This is a genomic window from Wolbachia endosymbiont of Folsomia candida, from assembly GCF_001931755.2.
GTDB lineage: Bacteria > Pseudomonadota > Alphaproteobacteria > Rickettsiales > Anaplasmataceae > Wolbachia.
The window spans coordinates 1124018-1141483 of record NZ_CP015510.2 but is presented as its reverse complement, the minus strand read 5'-3'; the positions used below and the strand labels follow the sequence as shown (position 1 = coordinate 1141483).

16 protein-coding genes are annotated in these 17466 nt (G+C 36.3%); 10 read left to right on the top strand and 6 right to left on the bottom strand.

The genetic code is table 11. From position 1 onward, the window contains the following. Positions 1-11: 11 nt before the first annotated feature. The 4 genes from ASM33_RS05215 to ASM33_RS05200 are packed head-to-tail and all read right to left on the bottom strand — an operon-like array spanning position 12 to position 2782. Positions 12-509, bottom strand: coding sequence for a hypothetical protein (locus ASM33_RS05215; protein ID WP_110410082.1), 498 nt, complete (start codon positions 507-509; stop codon positions 12-14). Positions 510-557: 48 nt separating this feature from the next. After that, positions 558-1364 carry an AAA family ATPase gene (locus ASM33_RS05210; protein WP_110410083.1) on the bottom strand — a complete coding sequence of 269 codons (807 nt, stop codon included), beginning with the start codon at positions 1362-1364 and terminating at the stop codon, positions 558-560. Between the two features lie 16 nt (positions 1365-1380). Beyond that, on the bottom strand, positions 1381-2211 hold the full coding sequence (locus ASM33_RS05205; protein ID WP_110410084.1) for an ATP-binding protein: 831 nt from the start codon (positions 2209-2211) through the stop codon (positions 1381-1383). Between the two features lie 55 nt (positions 2212-2266). Beyond that, positions 2267-2782 carry an RNA polymerase sigma factor gene (locus tag ASM33_RS05200; protein ID WP_110410085.1) on the bottom strand — a complete coding sequence of 172 codons (516 nt, stop codon included), beginning with the start codon at positions 2780-2782 and terminating at the stop codon, positions 2267-2269. A 222-nt stretch (positions 2783-3004) separates the two neighbouring features. Between ASM33_RS05200 and ASM33_RS05195 the strand changes: the two genes are divergently transcribed. Then, positions 3005-5092: an AAA family ATPase gene (locus tag ASM33_RS05195; protein WP_110410086.1), complete on the top strand. Its 2088-nt coding sequence runs from the start codon at positions 3005-3007 to the stop codon at positions 5090-5092. A 600-nt stretch (positions 5093-5692) separates the two neighbouring features. On the opposite strand, the gene ASM33_RS05190 is transcribed toward ASM33_RS05195, so the two are convergent. Both ASM33_RS05190 and ASM33_RS05185 read right to left on the bottom strand, forming a co-directional pair. Next, positions 5693-6481, bottom strand: a complete 789-nt coding sequence (locus ASM33_RS05190; protein ID WP_110410087.1) for a nucleotidyl transferase AbiEii/AbiGii toxin family protein — start codon at positions 6479-6481, stop codon at positions 5693-5695. Continuing rightward, positions 6478-7272 (bottom strand): type IV toxin-antitoxin system AbiEi family antitoxin domain-containing protein, encoded by a 795-nt coding sequence (locus tag ASM33_RS05185; protein ID WP_110410088.1) that lies wholly within the window; start codon positions 7270-7272, stop codon positions 6478-6480. Before ASM33_RS05185 ends, ASM33_RS05190 begins: the two co-directional genes overlap by 4 nt. A 521-nt stretch (positions 7273-7793) precedes the next feature. Here ASM33_RS05185 and ASM33_RS05180 point away from each other — a divergent pair. From ASM33_RS05180 to ASM33_RS05140, 9 genes are all read left to right on the top strand, one after another. After that, positions 7794-8633 carry a hypothetical protein gene (locus tag ASM33_RS05180; protein ID WP_110410089.1) on the top strand — a complete coding sequence of 280 codons (840 nt, stop codon included), beginning with the start codon at positions 7794-7796 and terminating at the stop codon, positions 8631-8633. Between the two features lie 191 nt (positions 8634-8824). Further along, positions 8825-9313: a Holliday junction resolvase gene (locus ASM33_RS05175; RefSeq protein WP_110410090.1), complete on the top strand. Its 489-nt coding sequence runs from the start codon at positions 8825-8827 to the stop codon at positions 9311-9313. Positions 9314-9571: 258 nt separating this feature from the next. Further along, positions 9572-10810, top strand: a complete 1239-nt coding sequence (locus ASM33_RS05170; protein ID WP_110410091.1) for a DNA modification methylase — start codon at positions 9572-9574, stop codon at positions 10808-10810. A 36-nt stretch (positions 10811-10846) separates the two neighbouring features. After that, positions 10847-11338: a hypothetical protein gene (locus ASM33_RS05165; protein ID WP_110410092.1), complete on the top strand. Its 492-nt coding sequence runs from the start codon at positions 10847-10849 to the stop codon at positions 11336-11338. A 34-nt stretch (positions 11339-11372) separates the two neighbouring features. Then, a complete protein-coding gene (locus ASM33_RS05160) occupies positions 11373-12953 on the top strand; it encodes an ankyrin repeat domain-containing protein (RefSeq protein ID WP_110410093.1) in 1581 nt (526 codons plus the stop codon). Continuing rightward, a complete protein-coding gene (locus tag ASM33_RS05155; RefSeq protein ID WP_110410094.1) occupies positions 12950-14770 on the top strand; it encodes a phage terminase large subunit family protein in 1821 nt (606 codons plus the stop codon). The genes ASM33_RS05160 and ASM33_RS05155 overlap by 4 nt, the downstream gene beginning before the upstream one ends. A 1-nt stretch (position 14771) precedes the next feature. Continuing rightward, positions 14772-14996, top strand: coding sequence for a gpW family head-tail joining protein (locus tag ASM33_RS05150; RefSeq protein ID WP_110410095.1), 225 nt, complete (start codon positions 14772-14774; stop codon positions 14994-14996). Positions 14997-15022: 26 nt separating this feature from the next. Then, positions 15023-16048: a PDDEXK nuclease domain-containing protein gene (locus ASM33_RS05145; protein WP_110410578.1), complete on the top strand. Its 1026-nt coding sequence runs from the start codon at positions 15023-15025 to the stop codon at positions 16046-16048. Continuing rightward, positions 16048-17454 carry a phage portal protein gene (locus tag ASM33_RS05140; RefSeq protein WP_110410096.1) on the top strand — a complete coding sequence of 469 codons (1407 nt, stop codon included), beginning with the start codon at positions 16048-16050 and terminating at the stop codon, positions 17452-17454. Before ASM33_RS05145 ends, ASM33_RS05140 begins: the two co-directional genes overlap by 1 nt. Positions 17455-17466: the final 12 nt, after the last annotated feature.

Here is a 17466-nt window from a genome sequence, read left to right as displayed (position 1 = left end):
AAATTGCTGATTTAGAAAGGTATCCAGTCATCTTCTTTCTGCGGTTTTTCCGGAGTAATGACCATAGCAATTCTATTCCTGTTTCCGTACCTACTATCAGCTTCAATGCCAACTTTTGCCGTAAATTCTAAACCGTTTAAATCAGCAATAGAGTTTAGCTTACGAGCAGCATTTGCTTGTTCTGAAGTGTCGCTTGAACTGATATTTCGGGCTGACTCTAAAATACTCCGAATCATAGAACGACCTGCCTCTCCCCAAGAGTCTTCTCCACCTTCTGCTTTGCCACTTTTAACGCCTATAATCTGAAAAATCTTACGTTTTGCATATGGACCTTCAGTGACAGTAAATTCAGCATTTAAATAAATACTGCCGGTAGAAAGGCTTCTAGTGAACCAATTTTCATATCCTCCTGGTTTAATTGCTATTTTAACTTTTACTATTGTACCTTTCGGTATTAAGCCGCTTTGAGGCTTAGCAGTATTAAAATCAGTGAAAAAATCTTGTAACATATAACTCTCCAATTAAATCAACTAAAACACATAAAAAATCACAAAAAGCTAGCTGTTCCATTGATCAACAAGGCGCCAGCAACCATTTACCTTATCAACAAGCTTATTTGGCACACGCTCACCATTACGAAGCTCAAATACTATCTGACGTACGCTGCTTTCTTCATCGTGAGAAAACATTACCATGCCAGTGCTGTAAAATCCTCGCAAAGATCCAGCCCCACTTAAACCCTGAAACGGATCTTCTTCGAGCATCTTTTTGGATAATTTTTTCGTATGATGGGTTAAAATAATACCAGCATCAGGGTTTATAGCGCTACGTAGCTTCTCAAGGGTTTTCTGCAAAAAGAATAACATAGCGCTATTATCATTTTCATTGCCATATTCACTGCTAAAGATATTTCGTAATGGGTCAATGGCCAAAATATCAGGTTTAAAACGTTCTTTGACAATTTCTTTTATGTAATTTATTTCTTCATGGCAAAATGATAAATGCACTTTTGGCGTAATTATTAGGTTATTGGCAGCTATTGCCAAAAGTTCTTCATCAAGTTGAAGACATTGCAAACGTTCCTTCATATATTCGTATTCAATTTCAGTTTGCATGTAGAAGATCTTCAAAGGCCTACTTGGCGTCATACCAAGAAATGGAGCTCCAGCAGCCATATGGATGAGCCAAGAAATCAAGAAGTCACTTTTACCTATTTTAGGTGGACCACCCATTACCAATAAACCTCTTTTTGTGAGAATTCTTGGTGAAATTAGATCTTCTGGTGTTGGTGATTGATCATTCAAGTACTCTTTCATGCTAAAGAAAGGAATCTTTTGACCAGTAGTTAAAAAGTCTTGTAACATCTGTAACCTCCAAAAGTTAGTTGTGTGCAGTAAATTGAGTAGAAGTAGAAAGGGCTTTAGTTTTGATTTTTGTAAGTAATTGACCTAAATGTGGTTCTTCAACCATATCAAGAGAGCCACTACGATCTTTAGCTGGGTATCCCCAATTGTTAATAGTATGGCAGACAAAGGAACGTTTCTCTGTACCATCTTCTTTTTTTATGGCAACCATGCTAATTACCTCATCAACTATTCCTGGTATTTCACTGGCAGTCTTAGCTCCTTCACATTGAGGCAGCCAAGTTGGACGATTGAAATCATCAAGATATTGTCCGAGAGTTCCAACTGTAACAATATCTTTGTTCGGAATGTGTTGAAACTGATTGAGCCAAGCCATCATCTCTTGAGCAAGTAATCCATAAGCAGCTCTCATGTCCTGTTTGCCATTTCTTTCAGAGAAAGCTTCAGGCTGCATTTTTGCCCATAAAAGACATAAACGTGAGGCTACTGTAATACTATCGATAAAGATGCATCGATATTTAGAGAGCTCCGGAAGAAGTTCATTATACTTACTGGATACATGCTCATAGTGTCTTTGACTATATGCTGAATCAGATTTTAATGCAGGATTTGGACCGCCAATTAGGCAGGCAATATCACGAGCTTGATTCCAGGTACGAAGGCTAATTGAATCTCCTTTCCACTCCTGAACAGCAAGAAGTCCAGCTTCAAAATCAAGACAAAGCGTTGGTTCATTCAAAGTTTTAAGCAGACTGGTTTTGCCAATTCCATATGGCCCAAAGATTACTATCTTTACACCTGTTACCAATTTTACTCTTTCTTCACTATTGATAATTTTTAAAGTCATAATTACTATCCCCCCATATGTGTTATACTAGAACTGATTGTCTTTATTTGATTTGCTAAAAAAATTTTTTCGTACGTCGTTTTACTCGATCTAAAGTGTTATAGACTGTCGTTCTTGACATCTGGTTTACCTCAGCAGCCTCTGGAATACTTAATACCTCTAGTTGCTTACATAGTGTCTGCCATTCTGGAGGTAGTGTTGAAATGACATAGTCCGCATCGATACGATCTGCCACTTCATCTGAAAAATGGTACCTTTCATCAATCATCCCATCCAGAACATCAGGATCAATATAGGATACACCTTCCTTGCCACCACGTTTTTTGCATGACTGTTTTCTAATAAGGTTAATAGCACGGCACTTAACAAGCTGACATACAAATGTAGGAAAAGAACTTTTGGCTTCGTCGTATTTCTCAACTGTAGGCCAAATCATGCAGAAAAGTTCTTGCTCAACATCTTCAATGCTTTCATGAGCAAAACATTTAAGACGCTTTATACACTTTGCATAATACCTAACATACCTGACGATTATAGGATTGATTCCTGAGTAAGAATTTTTAGATTTCATTCGACCTCCGTGAACAATTAATTGCTCAAGGATGACGTTTCTTAAGGACCATTTGTAATTGCGGAGTGAAATTAAATAATTGCGGTGCGATTTTTAACCCACTGATATTCTGCCACTTTTTTCAGAGAATAATTGCGATAGCATTTTAAATCATGTCGGAGCAAAATATTTGCCTAAAAAAGCGGTGTAACTCCTTTAGGGGAATAGTGAAAGGAGTGAATTATGTCTCAAACTTTAAATTGTAAAGAATTAAAAGAGGAACTGCTGAATAACTTGAGGTCTTGTCTTGAGTATCTGTTGCCTAATGGTACTGTTCATGGCAATGAATTCCGTGTAGGAAGTATCCATGGTGAAAAAGGAGAAAGTTTAAGGGTAGAGTTAACTGGTGATAGAAAAGGGTTATGGAGAGATTTTGCGACTAACGACAAAGGCGATATAATTGATCTTTGGGCAACTGTAAAAGGAAAAAATGCCAGAACAGAGTTTATTGAAGTAATGGCTTCTATAGCTGAGTGGCTTGGCAAAACCCATATCAAAGAGTACAAAAATGTAGAATATTTGGAAAAATATCTCACCTGTAGCTGGAACTACTATGATGAAAACAATCAAGTTATTGTCATAGTCAGCCGTTTTGACTCTCCCGGAAGGAAAAAGGAATATCGTCCTTTTGATATTAAAACGTTAAGTTATGGAGCACCTGATATTAGGCCACTATACAATATTCCAGGTATTTTAAAGTCTGATAAAGTTGTTTTGGTAGAAGGAGAAAAGTGTGCAGAAGCTCTCATAAAACAGGGCATAACAGCTACAACTGCAATGTCTGGAGCAAATACAGATGTCAAAAAAACTGATTGGACTCCACTTAAAAGCAAACATATTATTATTTGGCCAGATAATGATGAAGCAGGTAAGAAGTATGCTGAGAATGCTGCAAGAAAGCTTTTTGAAATAGGGGTTGCATCACTTGCTGTGCTCGAAATTCCGCAAGGTAAACCTGAGAAATGGGATGCTGCTGACTGTATACAAGAAGGAATAAATGCTGAAGAGTTTTTAGCTTCAACTCCACGTGTAAATTTATCTGCTAGTGAGATTTTAGCTACAAGCACAAAAAGTTCTATTTCATTTCTAGTAAGGCACTACTTAAATGATAAATCACCAATGCCAGAGGATATAATTGCACCTAGAATTTTAACTCCAGAAGGGCTCTTAGTCTTTGCTGGTGCACCTAAAGTTGGAAAAAGTGATTTTCTCATTTCTTGGCTTTTTCATATGGCAGCAGGAGTTCCATTTCTTGATATGGTACCTAAAAGGCCTTTAAGAATCTTCTACCTGCAAACTGAAATAGGTTTCTATTACCTGCGTGAACGGCTGCAACAACTAAAATTGAGCAAAGAAGTTACTGAACGTGCTGCAGATAACTTGGCTAGTACACCGCAGATAAAGTTACTTTTAAATGATAATGGTATAGAGAAAGTTTTGAATGGAATAAAGGATTCATTTGATTCAAATACAGTTGATATTATTGCAATAGACCCGCTACGTAATGTCTTTGATGCCGGTGAAAATGGTAATGAAAACGATAATAGTGATATGCTGTTTTTCTTACAAGAAAGAGTTGAAAAGCTAAGAACGCTGGCCAATAGAGATGCAGGAGTTATTCTAGTACATCACACGAAAAAGATTCAGAAGAAAGCATTGGAAGAAGACCCGTTTCAGAGCTTCAGTGGTGCAGGCTCATTAAGAAGCTTTTATACTACAGGAATGATAATGTTTAAGCCAGATGAGCAGAAAAGCAGCCGCCAGCTAATACTTGAGTTACGTAATGGTAATGCTATTCCATCAAAATATGTAGATAAAATCGATAACTGCTGGCAAATACTTGAATATGAATCGCAGAGACTGACCCATAAAAATTATGGGCGAAAATTGGATGCAGAACGTGCTCGTAAATGTGATATTATACTACAATTGATTTACAATGAAGCACGAAATAAAGGAAAGTTATATACAATTAATACATTCTGTCAGGTATTTGAAAACAAAGTAGGTCTTGGTAGTAAAAACTCTATTCGAGAGCGCATAGATGTTCTTGTTGCAAAAGGTTACATTAAGTTTAGCAGACACAATAAAAATGCTGAAAGGAGTAAATATGGAATACTTTGTGTCGAGGGTATGGAAAAGAAAGTGATAAACCAATCAAATACGGATGTTATAATGTATGAAAAGATTTTGCCAACCGATTATAAATCGTTAGAGTCTGGTAGTATTGTACCAGTTGAAGATCCAAGTATTTGGGTTTATTATGACTAGATTTTTTTTAATGTAGCAGATTTCCAGAATTCCACAGTTTTGGCAGAATCTGCTGCAGTCTCCAAAATCTGCCAAATCTGCTAACAAAAAAATGCTAGATTTTCAAGGAGTTAAGGTTTGACAGATTTTTTGAGCTGTAATCTGGTTAAGGTGCAAAAAGCTAGGAATATTGCGGGGTTTTACCCAGTCTCCAGTTTCCAATATTTTCCCTATTATCTACGATAATAAGAGTAGTATCCTAAAGCATACTACTTCACCACTTTCATTTTACTACTCGATCTGCAATATCAATTCTAAACTATAACGGAGAGATTTAAGCAAAGAAAAACAAATGGGCCATAATTGCATTTTAAAGCGATCCTGTTGAAATATACCACCCATACCCACATCGCCAACGTAAGACCTGTTTAAAGCTGAATAAATGACATTCCTAAACCATTCTTTAGTGCAAATTTTCACTTCTTAAAAATACCCCACCTTATCCTATCACATTTTTTGTTAGTTGAAAAGAAAAATCTTCAAGAACTGTTGCAATTTTAATACAGAGGCTTCTTTGCAATACTATAGCTGCCTACTGAAAGCAAAAGTTGTGCTTCAACATTACAGCTTCATAAACAGTTCATCATGTACATAGCTGTAGACTAAATTAAGGTTAAGTGCCACATGTTTGTATGGCAATAATGGTAGCATATCCCCATAAAATTCCTTATTCCTAAGTTTCGTTTCTATATTTTCTATGAATATACTTTTTGATACTTTACAATTACCAAGCCTCATATATGAGTAAAAACAATGTATTATCTTTTCTACATCAAGGTTATGTATAGTTGTAAGAGCCATGTACAAATCGTATAAATCTCTTCCTTTGCGTCTTTGATAAAGTGCACGCAACTTAGTACCCAATAGTTCCTCAATTTGAAATGTTAAAATAGTAGAAGAGCCACTAGCCCAAGAAGACTTGCTATTGAATGAATGATCCGAAAAGCCGAGAATAGAAACATGCTCCCTGGTATTAATTTCAACCTTAAGTTTTATGGGGAAACCATCATCACTCACAGCGCGGTAAGTGAGTGTAACAAGCCCATCAGAAAAGCTTCTATTGGGTTTTCCAAGCCATAAATCCATAACTGTTCTGATGCAATCAATTGTATGTCCTACAGGCTCTCTGTTTACCTGCACAAGGTCAATATCTTCTGAATATCTTGATGGTGGCTCAAAAAACAGTTTGTTTAAAGCTGTGCCACCACGAAGTGCAAGAGATTTCTTTAACTCATGATGACTGTAAAGCTTTAGCAAGGCGTTATTAATAATCAGATCCTGTTCAATTTGTCTAGGCTCTTGCCAAGGTACTACTTTTGACCACTCTTGAATAAAGCGTCTTGGTATCATTTTTCAATCTCGAGCACATCATTAATTAACAGCTTCCAACGATTTGCACGTTGAACATTACCACTGCTAATACAAAAATCAGGACGTAGAGGGATAAATTGTATCTTCCTGCTTTTTAATTGCTGTTCAACAACTGATGCCATACTGTGGTAGCCTGTAGACTCAAGAATATACCCTAGTCTCTGTAATACTGAGTCTGTCTTTTCGTTTCGTATTACTTTAGCTAATAGCTGTGGTCTACATTCCTTAGATAGGTCTTTGACAACTGTTGCAACATTACTCAAATATCCACATGATGTGTAGAAGCGTATAAGATCCAATAAAGTTTGTTCTCGAGAGGAAATTTTTACATATCCTGTTGGTAAAGTGAGTTGTTCTTTTGCTGCAGAGAAACAATTTTTATAGCAATGAAATTCTATTTGACCTCTTTCAAGTTTGATATTCCTCCTCTCTTTATCAGTAATGACTTGAAAGGACATGGGTTGTTGATTAGTAGCACCATATAAAGAAGCAGCACTTAAAAGGCTAATGTAGTACTCTTGTCCTAGATGTTGCATTAGAGAATCAACAATCCAATGAGGAGGTAGCGATCCTAGGTGTCTATATTCCACAGGTACAATCATAAAAAAGTTTCGAATTAGAGGTTTTAAAGCTCTTTTTTCAGCAAGTCTGTAAGCTTGAAACCTAAACTGATGGGAAGTAATCTTTAGCGCTGATAAAACCTCTTTTTTAGAAAAGAAGTGCCTACCATCGGATAAAGAAGATTGTATGTAATCACGTAAGTATCTCATAAACAAAGTGTAGCATATTTCGCAACATAATGCAAGTGAAATATGCAATTTGCTCTATGATGTGAATGTGTTTTTTGTAACCAATAGCAACTGTTTTTCTAGCTGTGCATAACTTTCTACTTTGCAGAACCCTTTTTGTTTTGGGTAGCTGTTATAATCGATATGAAAAAATTTTAGAGTAATTCATATTTCGGACCTAATTCACAGTATATATCCGTTAGGGGGGATAGTAGTTGGCAGGAACATTGTTTATGAAGTTTCTTAGCTGCTAGAGAAAACAGAAAAAAAATTTTAGAACAATTCATATTTCGGATCTGATTTCTAGTATATATCCGTTAGGGGGATAGAAAAGTAAGTGAAGTAGCACAGATTCTTGGATATTCGTTGTTGGCCTACAAAAATCCATTGATGCCTCCATAGCGTATTTTGAAGGAACCAGACGGTATTTTAGGAATTAGTGCTACTGTGAGAATTTTTCAAATATTTTGGTAATTTAGTGAATAACTGGCTTCGGAGGTCATATGGCAATACAACGGCTTTTATCTAAAACTCCTAAACAATTAAGGGAATATTGTGAATCTTTAAGCAATGAAGATAAGCAAAATCTCTATGAACAGTATAAACAGACTGTAGATGAAGCTAAGGGCAAAAGTTTAGAAGAGCTACTGAAATTGATTAAATTAGCAATTGCAATAGAAAGAACCATAGATAAGAAATTATTGGAGTCCTGCTGTTCTGATGATCATCCATTTTATCCAGTAGCAACATTCATCTTTTTAAACAAGTTAAGTAGACGTCTTACTTTAATCATGCATTCTTCATGTGATAAAAATTTTAAGGAACTTGATGAATTAGATGAATTATTGCCTCAGATGTATGAAGAACTAAGACCTAAACTAACGAGTGATATGAGAAATTATACAGAAAAAGGACTTAGATTCAGTAACTTCCTACGTGATAATATTGACACTTTTAGATTCTTGGAAAAAGCTGAACATGGTTCTTTAGCAGAAAGAAAAAAAGCAGCAATCAAGTTAATCAGATTATTTATACGTCAGCCAGAACTGAATTTGCAAGGAGATGTATTTTTACTTGGTTTGATTTCGGATTATATAGATGTTTTCAGAAAGTGGTTAAAATGCAAAGTAGATGCCCTAATTGATTTACTGAAAAAAGGTTTAGAGAAATTGGAAGATCTAGAGAATGATACTGAAGAATATAGAAAGATTGAAAACGAACTAATAGACGAAAGAAATCAAGTAAGAGGACAATTGGGTGCATTAGTACTTGCGTATGTTCTATTTGATGAGGAAGGAGAATATGCAGAGTTGGACAAACAAATGAGAAAGGCGATTCTCTAGTGAGCTGATGGTAGCACAAGATCCTTGTTGTTGGCTACAAAACCTATTATAGCGTATTTTGCAGGAACCAGACGATACTTTAGGAGTCTGTGCTACCTGTCTCACTTTATGAAATAAGTAAAGAATTAGCAACTGACGAGGAATCCTCAATAGTTCAAAAGAGTAGCAAAGAAAATATCTAAAAGCAAAATATGTCGATACTATCACTAGACTTAGGAAAACAAACAGGCTGGGCTATTCTGTATGATGGAATAATTCAAAGTGGAAGTGAGAGTTTTCATGGTAGTCGTTTTAGCGGTGGTGGTATGCACTTCTTAAAATTTCGTAGTTGGCTTAATTTGATGAAAGAAAAATTTCCAGATATTAGAACGGTTTATTTTGAGGAGGTTAGAAGACACCTTGGAACTGATGCTGCCCATTGTTATGGCGGGTTTCTAGCTCATTTAACTGCTTGGTGCGAAGAGAACCATATACCTTACCAAGGTATGTCTGTCAAGACTATTAAGCGCTTTATCACTGGTAAGGGCAATGCAAGTAAGGCTGATGTGATTGATGCAGTGCAAGGTAGAGGTTTTTTTCCTATAGATGATAATGAGGCCGATGCTTTGGCTCTTTTGTTTTTGGCACAGAGGAATTTAAGTTCCAACTCTAATTATGAAGATATAAATAAATATTCTTAAATATTAAGATATGCTCATGTATATTCACAGTTGAAATTATATCTTGAGTTATTAGATAATAATCCTAAATAAAGAATAATATAAATGAATAAGTTAATTATAGTGATGAATAAACCCTCGTATATTAACCGATTTTAGGGGTCCTTCCCATAATAAAATTCGCGTGGGTGGCGAAGGGTCCGGGCATTTCCTAGCGTTAGAACTATTTTGAATGTTAACTACTTTACTAATTTTTTATTTTATTAATTTCTTAGGATCGTGAATTTAGAACTTCAGTATTATCCAATTGGGAACCTAATCGAATACGACCGTAACCCCAGAAAAAATGACGTTGTGGTGAACAGAATGTGTGCGTCTATTCGTGAGTTTGGCTTTCGCATTCCAATAGTTGCAAAAAGTGATGGTACAGTGGTTGATGGCCATTTACGCCTTAAAGCAGCAAGAAAGCTTGGCATGGAGAGTGTCCCTGTGGTCCTCAGTGATAATTTGAGTGATGTACAAATCAAAGCATTTAGATTGTTAGCAAATGAATCAGCTAACTGGGCGAAGTGGGATGATGATCTGTTAAAACTTGAACTCCAGGATCTTGAAGATTTAAATTTTGATCTAAAGCTCACTGGGTTTGAACTGGAAAAAATCCAACGTTTTCTTGATGATGAATACAAAGAGGAAGAAAAAGATCTTGCTGATTTAAATGAACACAGTTGTAAAAGCAAGTCAGTAGTCACAAAACCAGGAGATTTATGGATTTTAGGTGATCATAAAATTTACTGTGGTGATAGTCAAGTAATTGATTCATTTAAAGCGGTTTTAGATGATAAAATGGCTGACATTACCGTTTGTGATCCTCCTTATAACGTTGATTATGGTGCTAGCCAGGAAAGAGATGATAGGAAAATGCTTAATGATGATCAAGGTGAAAGATACGAATTGTTCCTCTATAACATTTGCTCTCACATTTTAGCATATACTAAAGGGGCAATTTACATTTGTTCATCATCATCAGAATTAGCGACGTTACAAAAAGTATTTGAAGAAGCAGGAGGACGTTGGTCAACATTTATCATTTGGGCAAAGAATCATTTTACTATTGGGAGGTCTGATTATCAAAGACAGTATGAACCAATACTTTATGGTTGGAAAGATGGGAGTAAACGCCAGTGGTATGGTGGAAGAAATCAAAGTGATCTATGGTTTTATGACAAACCTACTTATAACTCACTGCATCCAACTATGAAACCAGTTGAGTTAATGGAAAGAGCAATAATAAACAGCAGTAGACCAGGTGATATAGTTCTTGATCCATTTAGTGGTTCTGGAAGTACTTTGATTGCATGTGAAAGAACAGGCAGAATCTGCAGAACAATTGAGTTGGATCCTGTATATGTTGATGTAACCATAAAACGCTGGCAGGTGTATGCTGGGAAAGAGGCAGTGCTCTCTGGAACTGATAAAACTTTCTTTCAAATTCAAGAACAGCGTCAAGAAAAGCAATAAGCGAAAAACACACAAAACAAAGGGAGAAAAGAGACTATGACACTTATTACGCAAACAGAATTTGCAAAAGAAATAGGGGTTTCCAAGCAATATGTCTGTTATTTAGTAAAACAAGGGATTGTAGAACTGAAAAATGGGTTAGTGGATCCAGAACAAGCAAATGAAGCACTTATGACAATTCGAGATCCAAGTCAGCCACTGAGGAGAAAAAACGGTGAAAACTGTGAAAACGGCAAAAGTAGAAAAAATACAAATGAACTTTCTACTATGCTTCTTAAAACCAGAATTAAGAATGAAATAGAGCGTGGTAAGTTACTGGAAGCTAAAGCTAAGGCTGAAATTGGCGAATTAGTTTCCATAGAAGAAGTAAAGCGTGAAGCCTTTAACACGGCAAGAGTGGTAAGAAATAACCTTTTAAATATTCCAGATAGAGTATCAGCACTTCTTGCATCGATGAATGAGGCAGAAAAGATCCATGAGAAATTAACAAAAGAGATTAGGACTGCCCTGGAAGAGTTGCCTCAATAACCCCAAACATTTTTAAGCAAACAAAGCCATTCAAATGACCGGTAACTTACATCTAGAGTTAATCAAATGTCTTATTAACCAACCTGGAATAGATATCAATGCTCGTGGCCTTAATGGTAAAACACCACTGCATTGTGCTATTGAGCTTGATGAGCTGAGTCTGGTAGAACTGCTCCTCACCCAGAAGAACATTAATCCTTTTACCCCTGATGACGAAGGCAAAACATCACTCTGTTATGCAAGGAACGTCGAAAGAAAAGAAATATTAGAAGCTCTGATTAATAATAAGTATGGATCAGAACAAGATAGTTTACTTCATTTAGCTGCAATGATGGGCGAGATTAATGCAGTTAGATATTTAATTAGAAAAGGTGTTGATGTGAATAGCAAAAATGCTTTGCACCATACTCCATTACATTTAGCTGCTGGAATTGGACATGCAAATGTTGTCAAAACCTTGGTGAAAGAAGGAAACGCCGCAATAGATGTATTTGATGCACGGAACCAGACTCCAATGCACTATGCAGTGAACAATAAAAAACTGGAAATAGTAAAATTGCTTTTAAAGCTAGGAGGAGATGTAAACTTAGTTCGCAAAGGCCAAGGCTCAATGAAGTTATCAACTCTTCACAACGCAGTAAGTGTCAGTAATTATGACGAAAGAGATTTGTGCCTTGATATTGTGAGATGCTTAATAAATGCCACTGGCTCTCAAGTTAATTTACAAGATTACGAAAATAAAACACCACTGCACTATGCCGATAGACTCAAAACAATAGAGGTTTTACTAACACGAGAAGATATAGATCCACTAGTCAAGGATGATAATGGCAAAACACCTTTTTGTTATGCAAAAGAAGGAAATAGACCTGAAATAATAAAAGCATTGATGAGTAATAAATATGGAGCTGATAAAAACAGTTTATTACATTTGGCAGCAGAAAGAGGATATGTTGAGCTACTGGATGATATTTTAAAAGAAGGAATTAATGTAAATATTTTAAACGGAAAAAATCAATCACCAATCTATCTTGCTGCAGAAAAAGGACATTTGAGCGTTGTAAAATCACTACTTAAAAAAGGAGCAAATCCTATTTCAGCCATTAATTATGGAATAAAATCAAATAATTTAGAGCTATTAAAGATTTTGCTTGTTGGGAGAAATATATCCTTATTGGATCAAACATCTGGGGTAAATTTTCCAACTTTTCATGCTTTAAGCAATAGATATATAGAGCGTAGAAAAGTAGCTGATAAGAAGGTAAAAAAGTACAGCAATATTATATGGATTTTTACAGCAGTTAGCGCAGTAACATTGACTATAATATACGCTGATCCTGTAATTGCAATAGTGATTGGAATACTCGCTCTCACTGTAGCAATAACTATAAGTGAGATGAGCAAAAGATATGTAGAAAACGAATTTCAGAAAGAGATGTCCAAGGAATTAGAAAGGCAATGTGAACCTCAGGAAGATATTTCCATTTTGGAAACAACTCAAGAAGTAGAGCCAATTTTAGATGTAGTAAATAGTAGGTGCAGAGAAGAATATAAAGAAACAGAAAGTAAAGTAAGCTTCGATGATGTTGCTGCTATTGGTAGAGGAAGAAGATGATTTATAGCAGCAGTTTTTATGCAGGATTAAAGCCAGATCCACTACTTAAAGTTTCAGAGTGGTCAGATGAATATCGAGTGCTTTCACAAACAGCATCATCTGAACCTGGTAAATGGAGAACAGAAAGAACTCCATATCTCAAAGAAATAATGGATTCACTTTCGCCGTCATCGAAGGTTGAAAAAGTGATATTTATGAAAGGGGCACAAATTGGTGGAACAGAAGCTGGTAACAATTGGATTGGCTATATTATTGATCAAACTCCAGGTCCTATGCTAGTTGTTCAGCCAACTGTTGAAATGGGAAAACGCTGGTCTAAAGGAAGATTTGCGCCTTTAATTGAAAATACGCCATGTTTAAAAGATAAAGTAAAAGACCCAAGGTCAAGAGATTCAGGTAATACTGTTCAAAGTAAAGAGTTTCCAGGTGGAATAGTAGTAATAACTGGAGCAAACAGTAGTGTAGGTCTTCGGTCTATGCCAGTTAAATATCTCTTTCTTGATGAAATTGATGCATATCCTGGAGATTCAAGTGGAGAAGGTGATCCAGTACTACTCAGCATAGCCCGCACTAATACTTTTACACGTCGAAAGATCTTTTTAGTATCAACTCCTACAGTGCATGGCATCAGCAGAATAGAAAAAGAATTTGAAGCTTCCGATAAACGGTACTTTTTTGTCCCATGTCCTCATTGTAATCACTATCAAGTGTTAAAATGGTCACAAATAAAGTGGGAAGATAAAGATTTGAGAACAGCACATTATGTTTGTATAGAATGCAAAGGCAAAATAGAAAACCATCAAAAAATAGATATGCTTGCAAAGGGAGAGTGGAGAGCTACTGATTCAACAAAAGATGGAAAGACAGCAGGATTTCATATTTCAAGTCTTTACAGTCCAGTTGGTTGGTATAGCTGGAGTCAAGCAGTAGCGGAATTTTTGCATAGTAAAGATAACGAACAACTACTAAAAGTCTGGATAAATACAGTATTGGGAGAAACTTGGGTTGATAAAGGAGAAGTACCAGACTGGAGACATCTTTTTGAGCGTAGAGAGAGTTACCCAATTGGAACTATACCAGAAGGAGAAGTAGTTCTCACTGCTGGAGTTGATGTACAAAAAGACAGATTAGAAGTAGAAGTTGTAGCTTGGGGAAAAGGTAGAAAGAGCTGGTCAATTGATTATCAGGTGTTTGAAGGAGATCCTGGAGACAAAGTTATTTGGAATAAATTATCAGAGTTATTGAATCATCACTTTCTTGGGCCACATGGAGTTGAATACACAATTAGCATGATGGCAGTGGACGCTGGTTATGCAACGCAAGAAGTATATAATTGGGTGAGAAATCATCAAGGCTCTGGCAGAGTTATTGCAGTTAAGGGTATAAATAAAGCCCTTGTTCCGCTCAATAGCCCAAGTAGAGTTGATATAACGGTTAGCGGGAAAAAACTACGAAGAGGAATGAAACTCTGGCCAGTTGGAGTATCAATATTAAAGTCAGAGTTGTTTCAATTACTTAATATTTCACAAAATGAGGAGGCTGGATATTGCCATTTCCCAGAGTACTCACCTGAATATTTTAAACAGCTTACAGCAGAGCAGTTAATTACCAAAGTAGTAAAAGGTTATACCAAACAAGAGTGGCAGAAAATAAGAGATCGTAACGAAGCACTTGATTGTAGAATTTACGCAAGAGCAGCATCTATTGCCCTGGGGATCGACCGTTGGCAGGAGGATAAATGGAGTAGTTTGAGCGAGAAAACTGAAAATAAAAAGTCAAAGAAAGTAGTGAAAAGCAAATGGATCAGCGGGCAATAAAATGTACACCGAAGAATATTTATTACAAGTTGAAAAGGCAATAAAGAAATTGCAGCGTGGTGAACGGGTTGTTTCTATTGGCTATGGCGATCATGTAGTAAGGTATGCAGAAGTTCAGATAAACGATTTGTTGAATTTAAGACAAAGGATCAAGGCTGAGTTAAAAGTTGCAGGTATGAAACCTAAAAGGAAGATTGTTTTTTCGACGAATAAAGGGATCATATAATGGTAGAAATCGTTGAAAGGAACACTATGACAAGAATTATAGCAAAAGAATACACAGAGTTTTTAGAGCAACTTAAGGATCGTATTGCTACTAGCCGTTACAAAGCAGCAAGAACAGTAAATAAAGAACTTTTACTACTTTACCATTATATTGGCACGCAGATTCTAGAAAAACAAAAGAACCAGAATTGGGGATCTAAAGTAATTGAGCAGTTAAGTAAAGACTTAAAGGCTGAATTTCCTGAAATGAAAGGTTTTGGTATTTCTAGCCTGCATAATATGAGGCGTTTCGCGGAACTTTATCCAGATTCTGAATTTCTCCAGCAAGCTGCTGGAATATTACCATGGTATCATCATGTTGTTTTAATGGAACGAGTAAAGGAGCATGAAGCAAGGCTTTTTTATATGCAAAATGCTTCAGAATATGGTTGGTCTCGTTCTATTCTTATGCACCAAATAGAGCTTGATCTTCATAAACGGCAAGGTAAAGCTGTTACTAATTTCAAAGATAAATTACCATCACCTCAATCTGACTTAGCACATTACACATTAAAAGATCCATATATCTTCGATTTCTTAAGTATAGGCAAGGATGCTCATGAGAGAGAAATAGAGAAAGGACTAGTAGCACACATTGAAAAATTTCTTGTAGAACTTGGAGCAGGTTTTTCTTTTGTTGGACGTCAATATCGTTTAACAGTAAGGCGAAAGGATTATTATTTAGATTTACTGTTTTATCACTTAAAACTGAGGTGTTTTGTAGTAATAGAAATTAAAGCAGTTGAATTTGAGCCAGAGCATTCTGGTAAGATAAATTTTTATTTATCAATTGTTGATGACTTACTAAAACACCCAACAGATAATCCCTCGATTGGTTTGATTTTATGTAAATCTAAGGATAATGTGCTGGCTGAATATGCACTACGAGACATGACGAAACCAATAGGACTTGCTGAATATAAAATCACTGAGAACCTACCAGAGAATATAAAAACAGCCCTGCCAACTATAGAAGAGTTAGAAGCTGAGTTATCTAAAATTAAGGAAAAGTAATGTTATTAAAAACCTTCAAACAATTATTTCATAAACCACCAAAACCCAAAAGTTCAGCATGGGACGGAGCAGGCTATGGTAGAAGAGTGATGTATTGGCAGCCAGGCAGTGGTAGCATAAATAGCTTACTTTCTCATAGTATTGAAACTTTGCGCAGTCGTTCTCGAGACATGGTGCGGAAAAATCCATATGCTGCAAATATTATTGATACGATAGTGAGCAACTCTGTTGGAACTGGCATAAAACCTCAATCAAAAGCAAAAGATGCTGAGTTCAGAAAGAAAGTTCAAGAGCTATGGCTAAAGTGGACTGATGAGGCAGATAGCAATAATATTAGTGATTTCTATGGATTACAGGCCCTCGTTTGTAGAAGTATGGTTGAAGGTGGTGAATGCTTTGTAAGACTCAGAACTCGCAAGTTCGAGGATGGATTTTCTGTTCCTCTGCAGTTGCAAGTTTTAGAATCAGAACATTTGGATAATAAAAACAATCAAACTTTAGCGAATGGCAATATTATCCGTAATGGCATTGAGTTCAATAGGCTTGGACAAAGAGAAGCTTATTACCTTTTTAGAGAACACCCTGGTGAGAGTACTTTTGGTGAGTCAGTTAGAGTGCCAGCAAATGATGTTTTGCATATCTATAAGCCACTCCGACCTGGGCAAATTAGAGGAGAACCGTGGCTTTCCAATGTACTTTTGAAACTCTATGAACTTGATCAATATGATGATGCAGAACTCGTCAGAAAAAAAACTGCTGCAATGTTTGCTGGATTTATTACTAGGCTTGATCCAGAAGCAAATATTATGGGAGAGAGTGAATCAAATGAGCATGGCGTAGCGCTATCAGGACTCGAACCTGGCACTATGCAATTACTTGATCCAGGTGAGGACATAAAATTTTCAGAGCCATCGGATGTGGGAGGAAGCTACGAAGCATTTATGAGGCAGCAGCTAAGAGCCATAGCAATTGGTATAGGAATCACCTATGAGCAGCTAACAGGAGATTTAACTAATGTCAACTACTCATCAATTAGAGCAGGATTAATAGAATTTCGCAGAAGATGTGCCATGCTACAACACAATATTATGGTATTTCAATTTTGCAGGCCTGTATGGGAAAGATGGCTAGAACTTGCTACTTTATCTGGCAAGCTTCCTACAACAGCAAAAGAAACGTCAAAAGAAGTAAAATGGATACCACAGGGGTTTGATTGGGTTGACCCACTAAAAGACCAACAAGCACAGCAAATGGCAGTAAGAAATGGTTTTAAAAGTCGTTCAGAAGTAATTTCAGAAATGGGCTATGATGCTGAAGAAATTGATCAAGAAATAGCTGAAGACCAAAAACGTGCTGATTTTTTCAACCTTTCTTTCGACTCAGATTCGCGTGCACAAACAAAATAAATTTCACTTTTA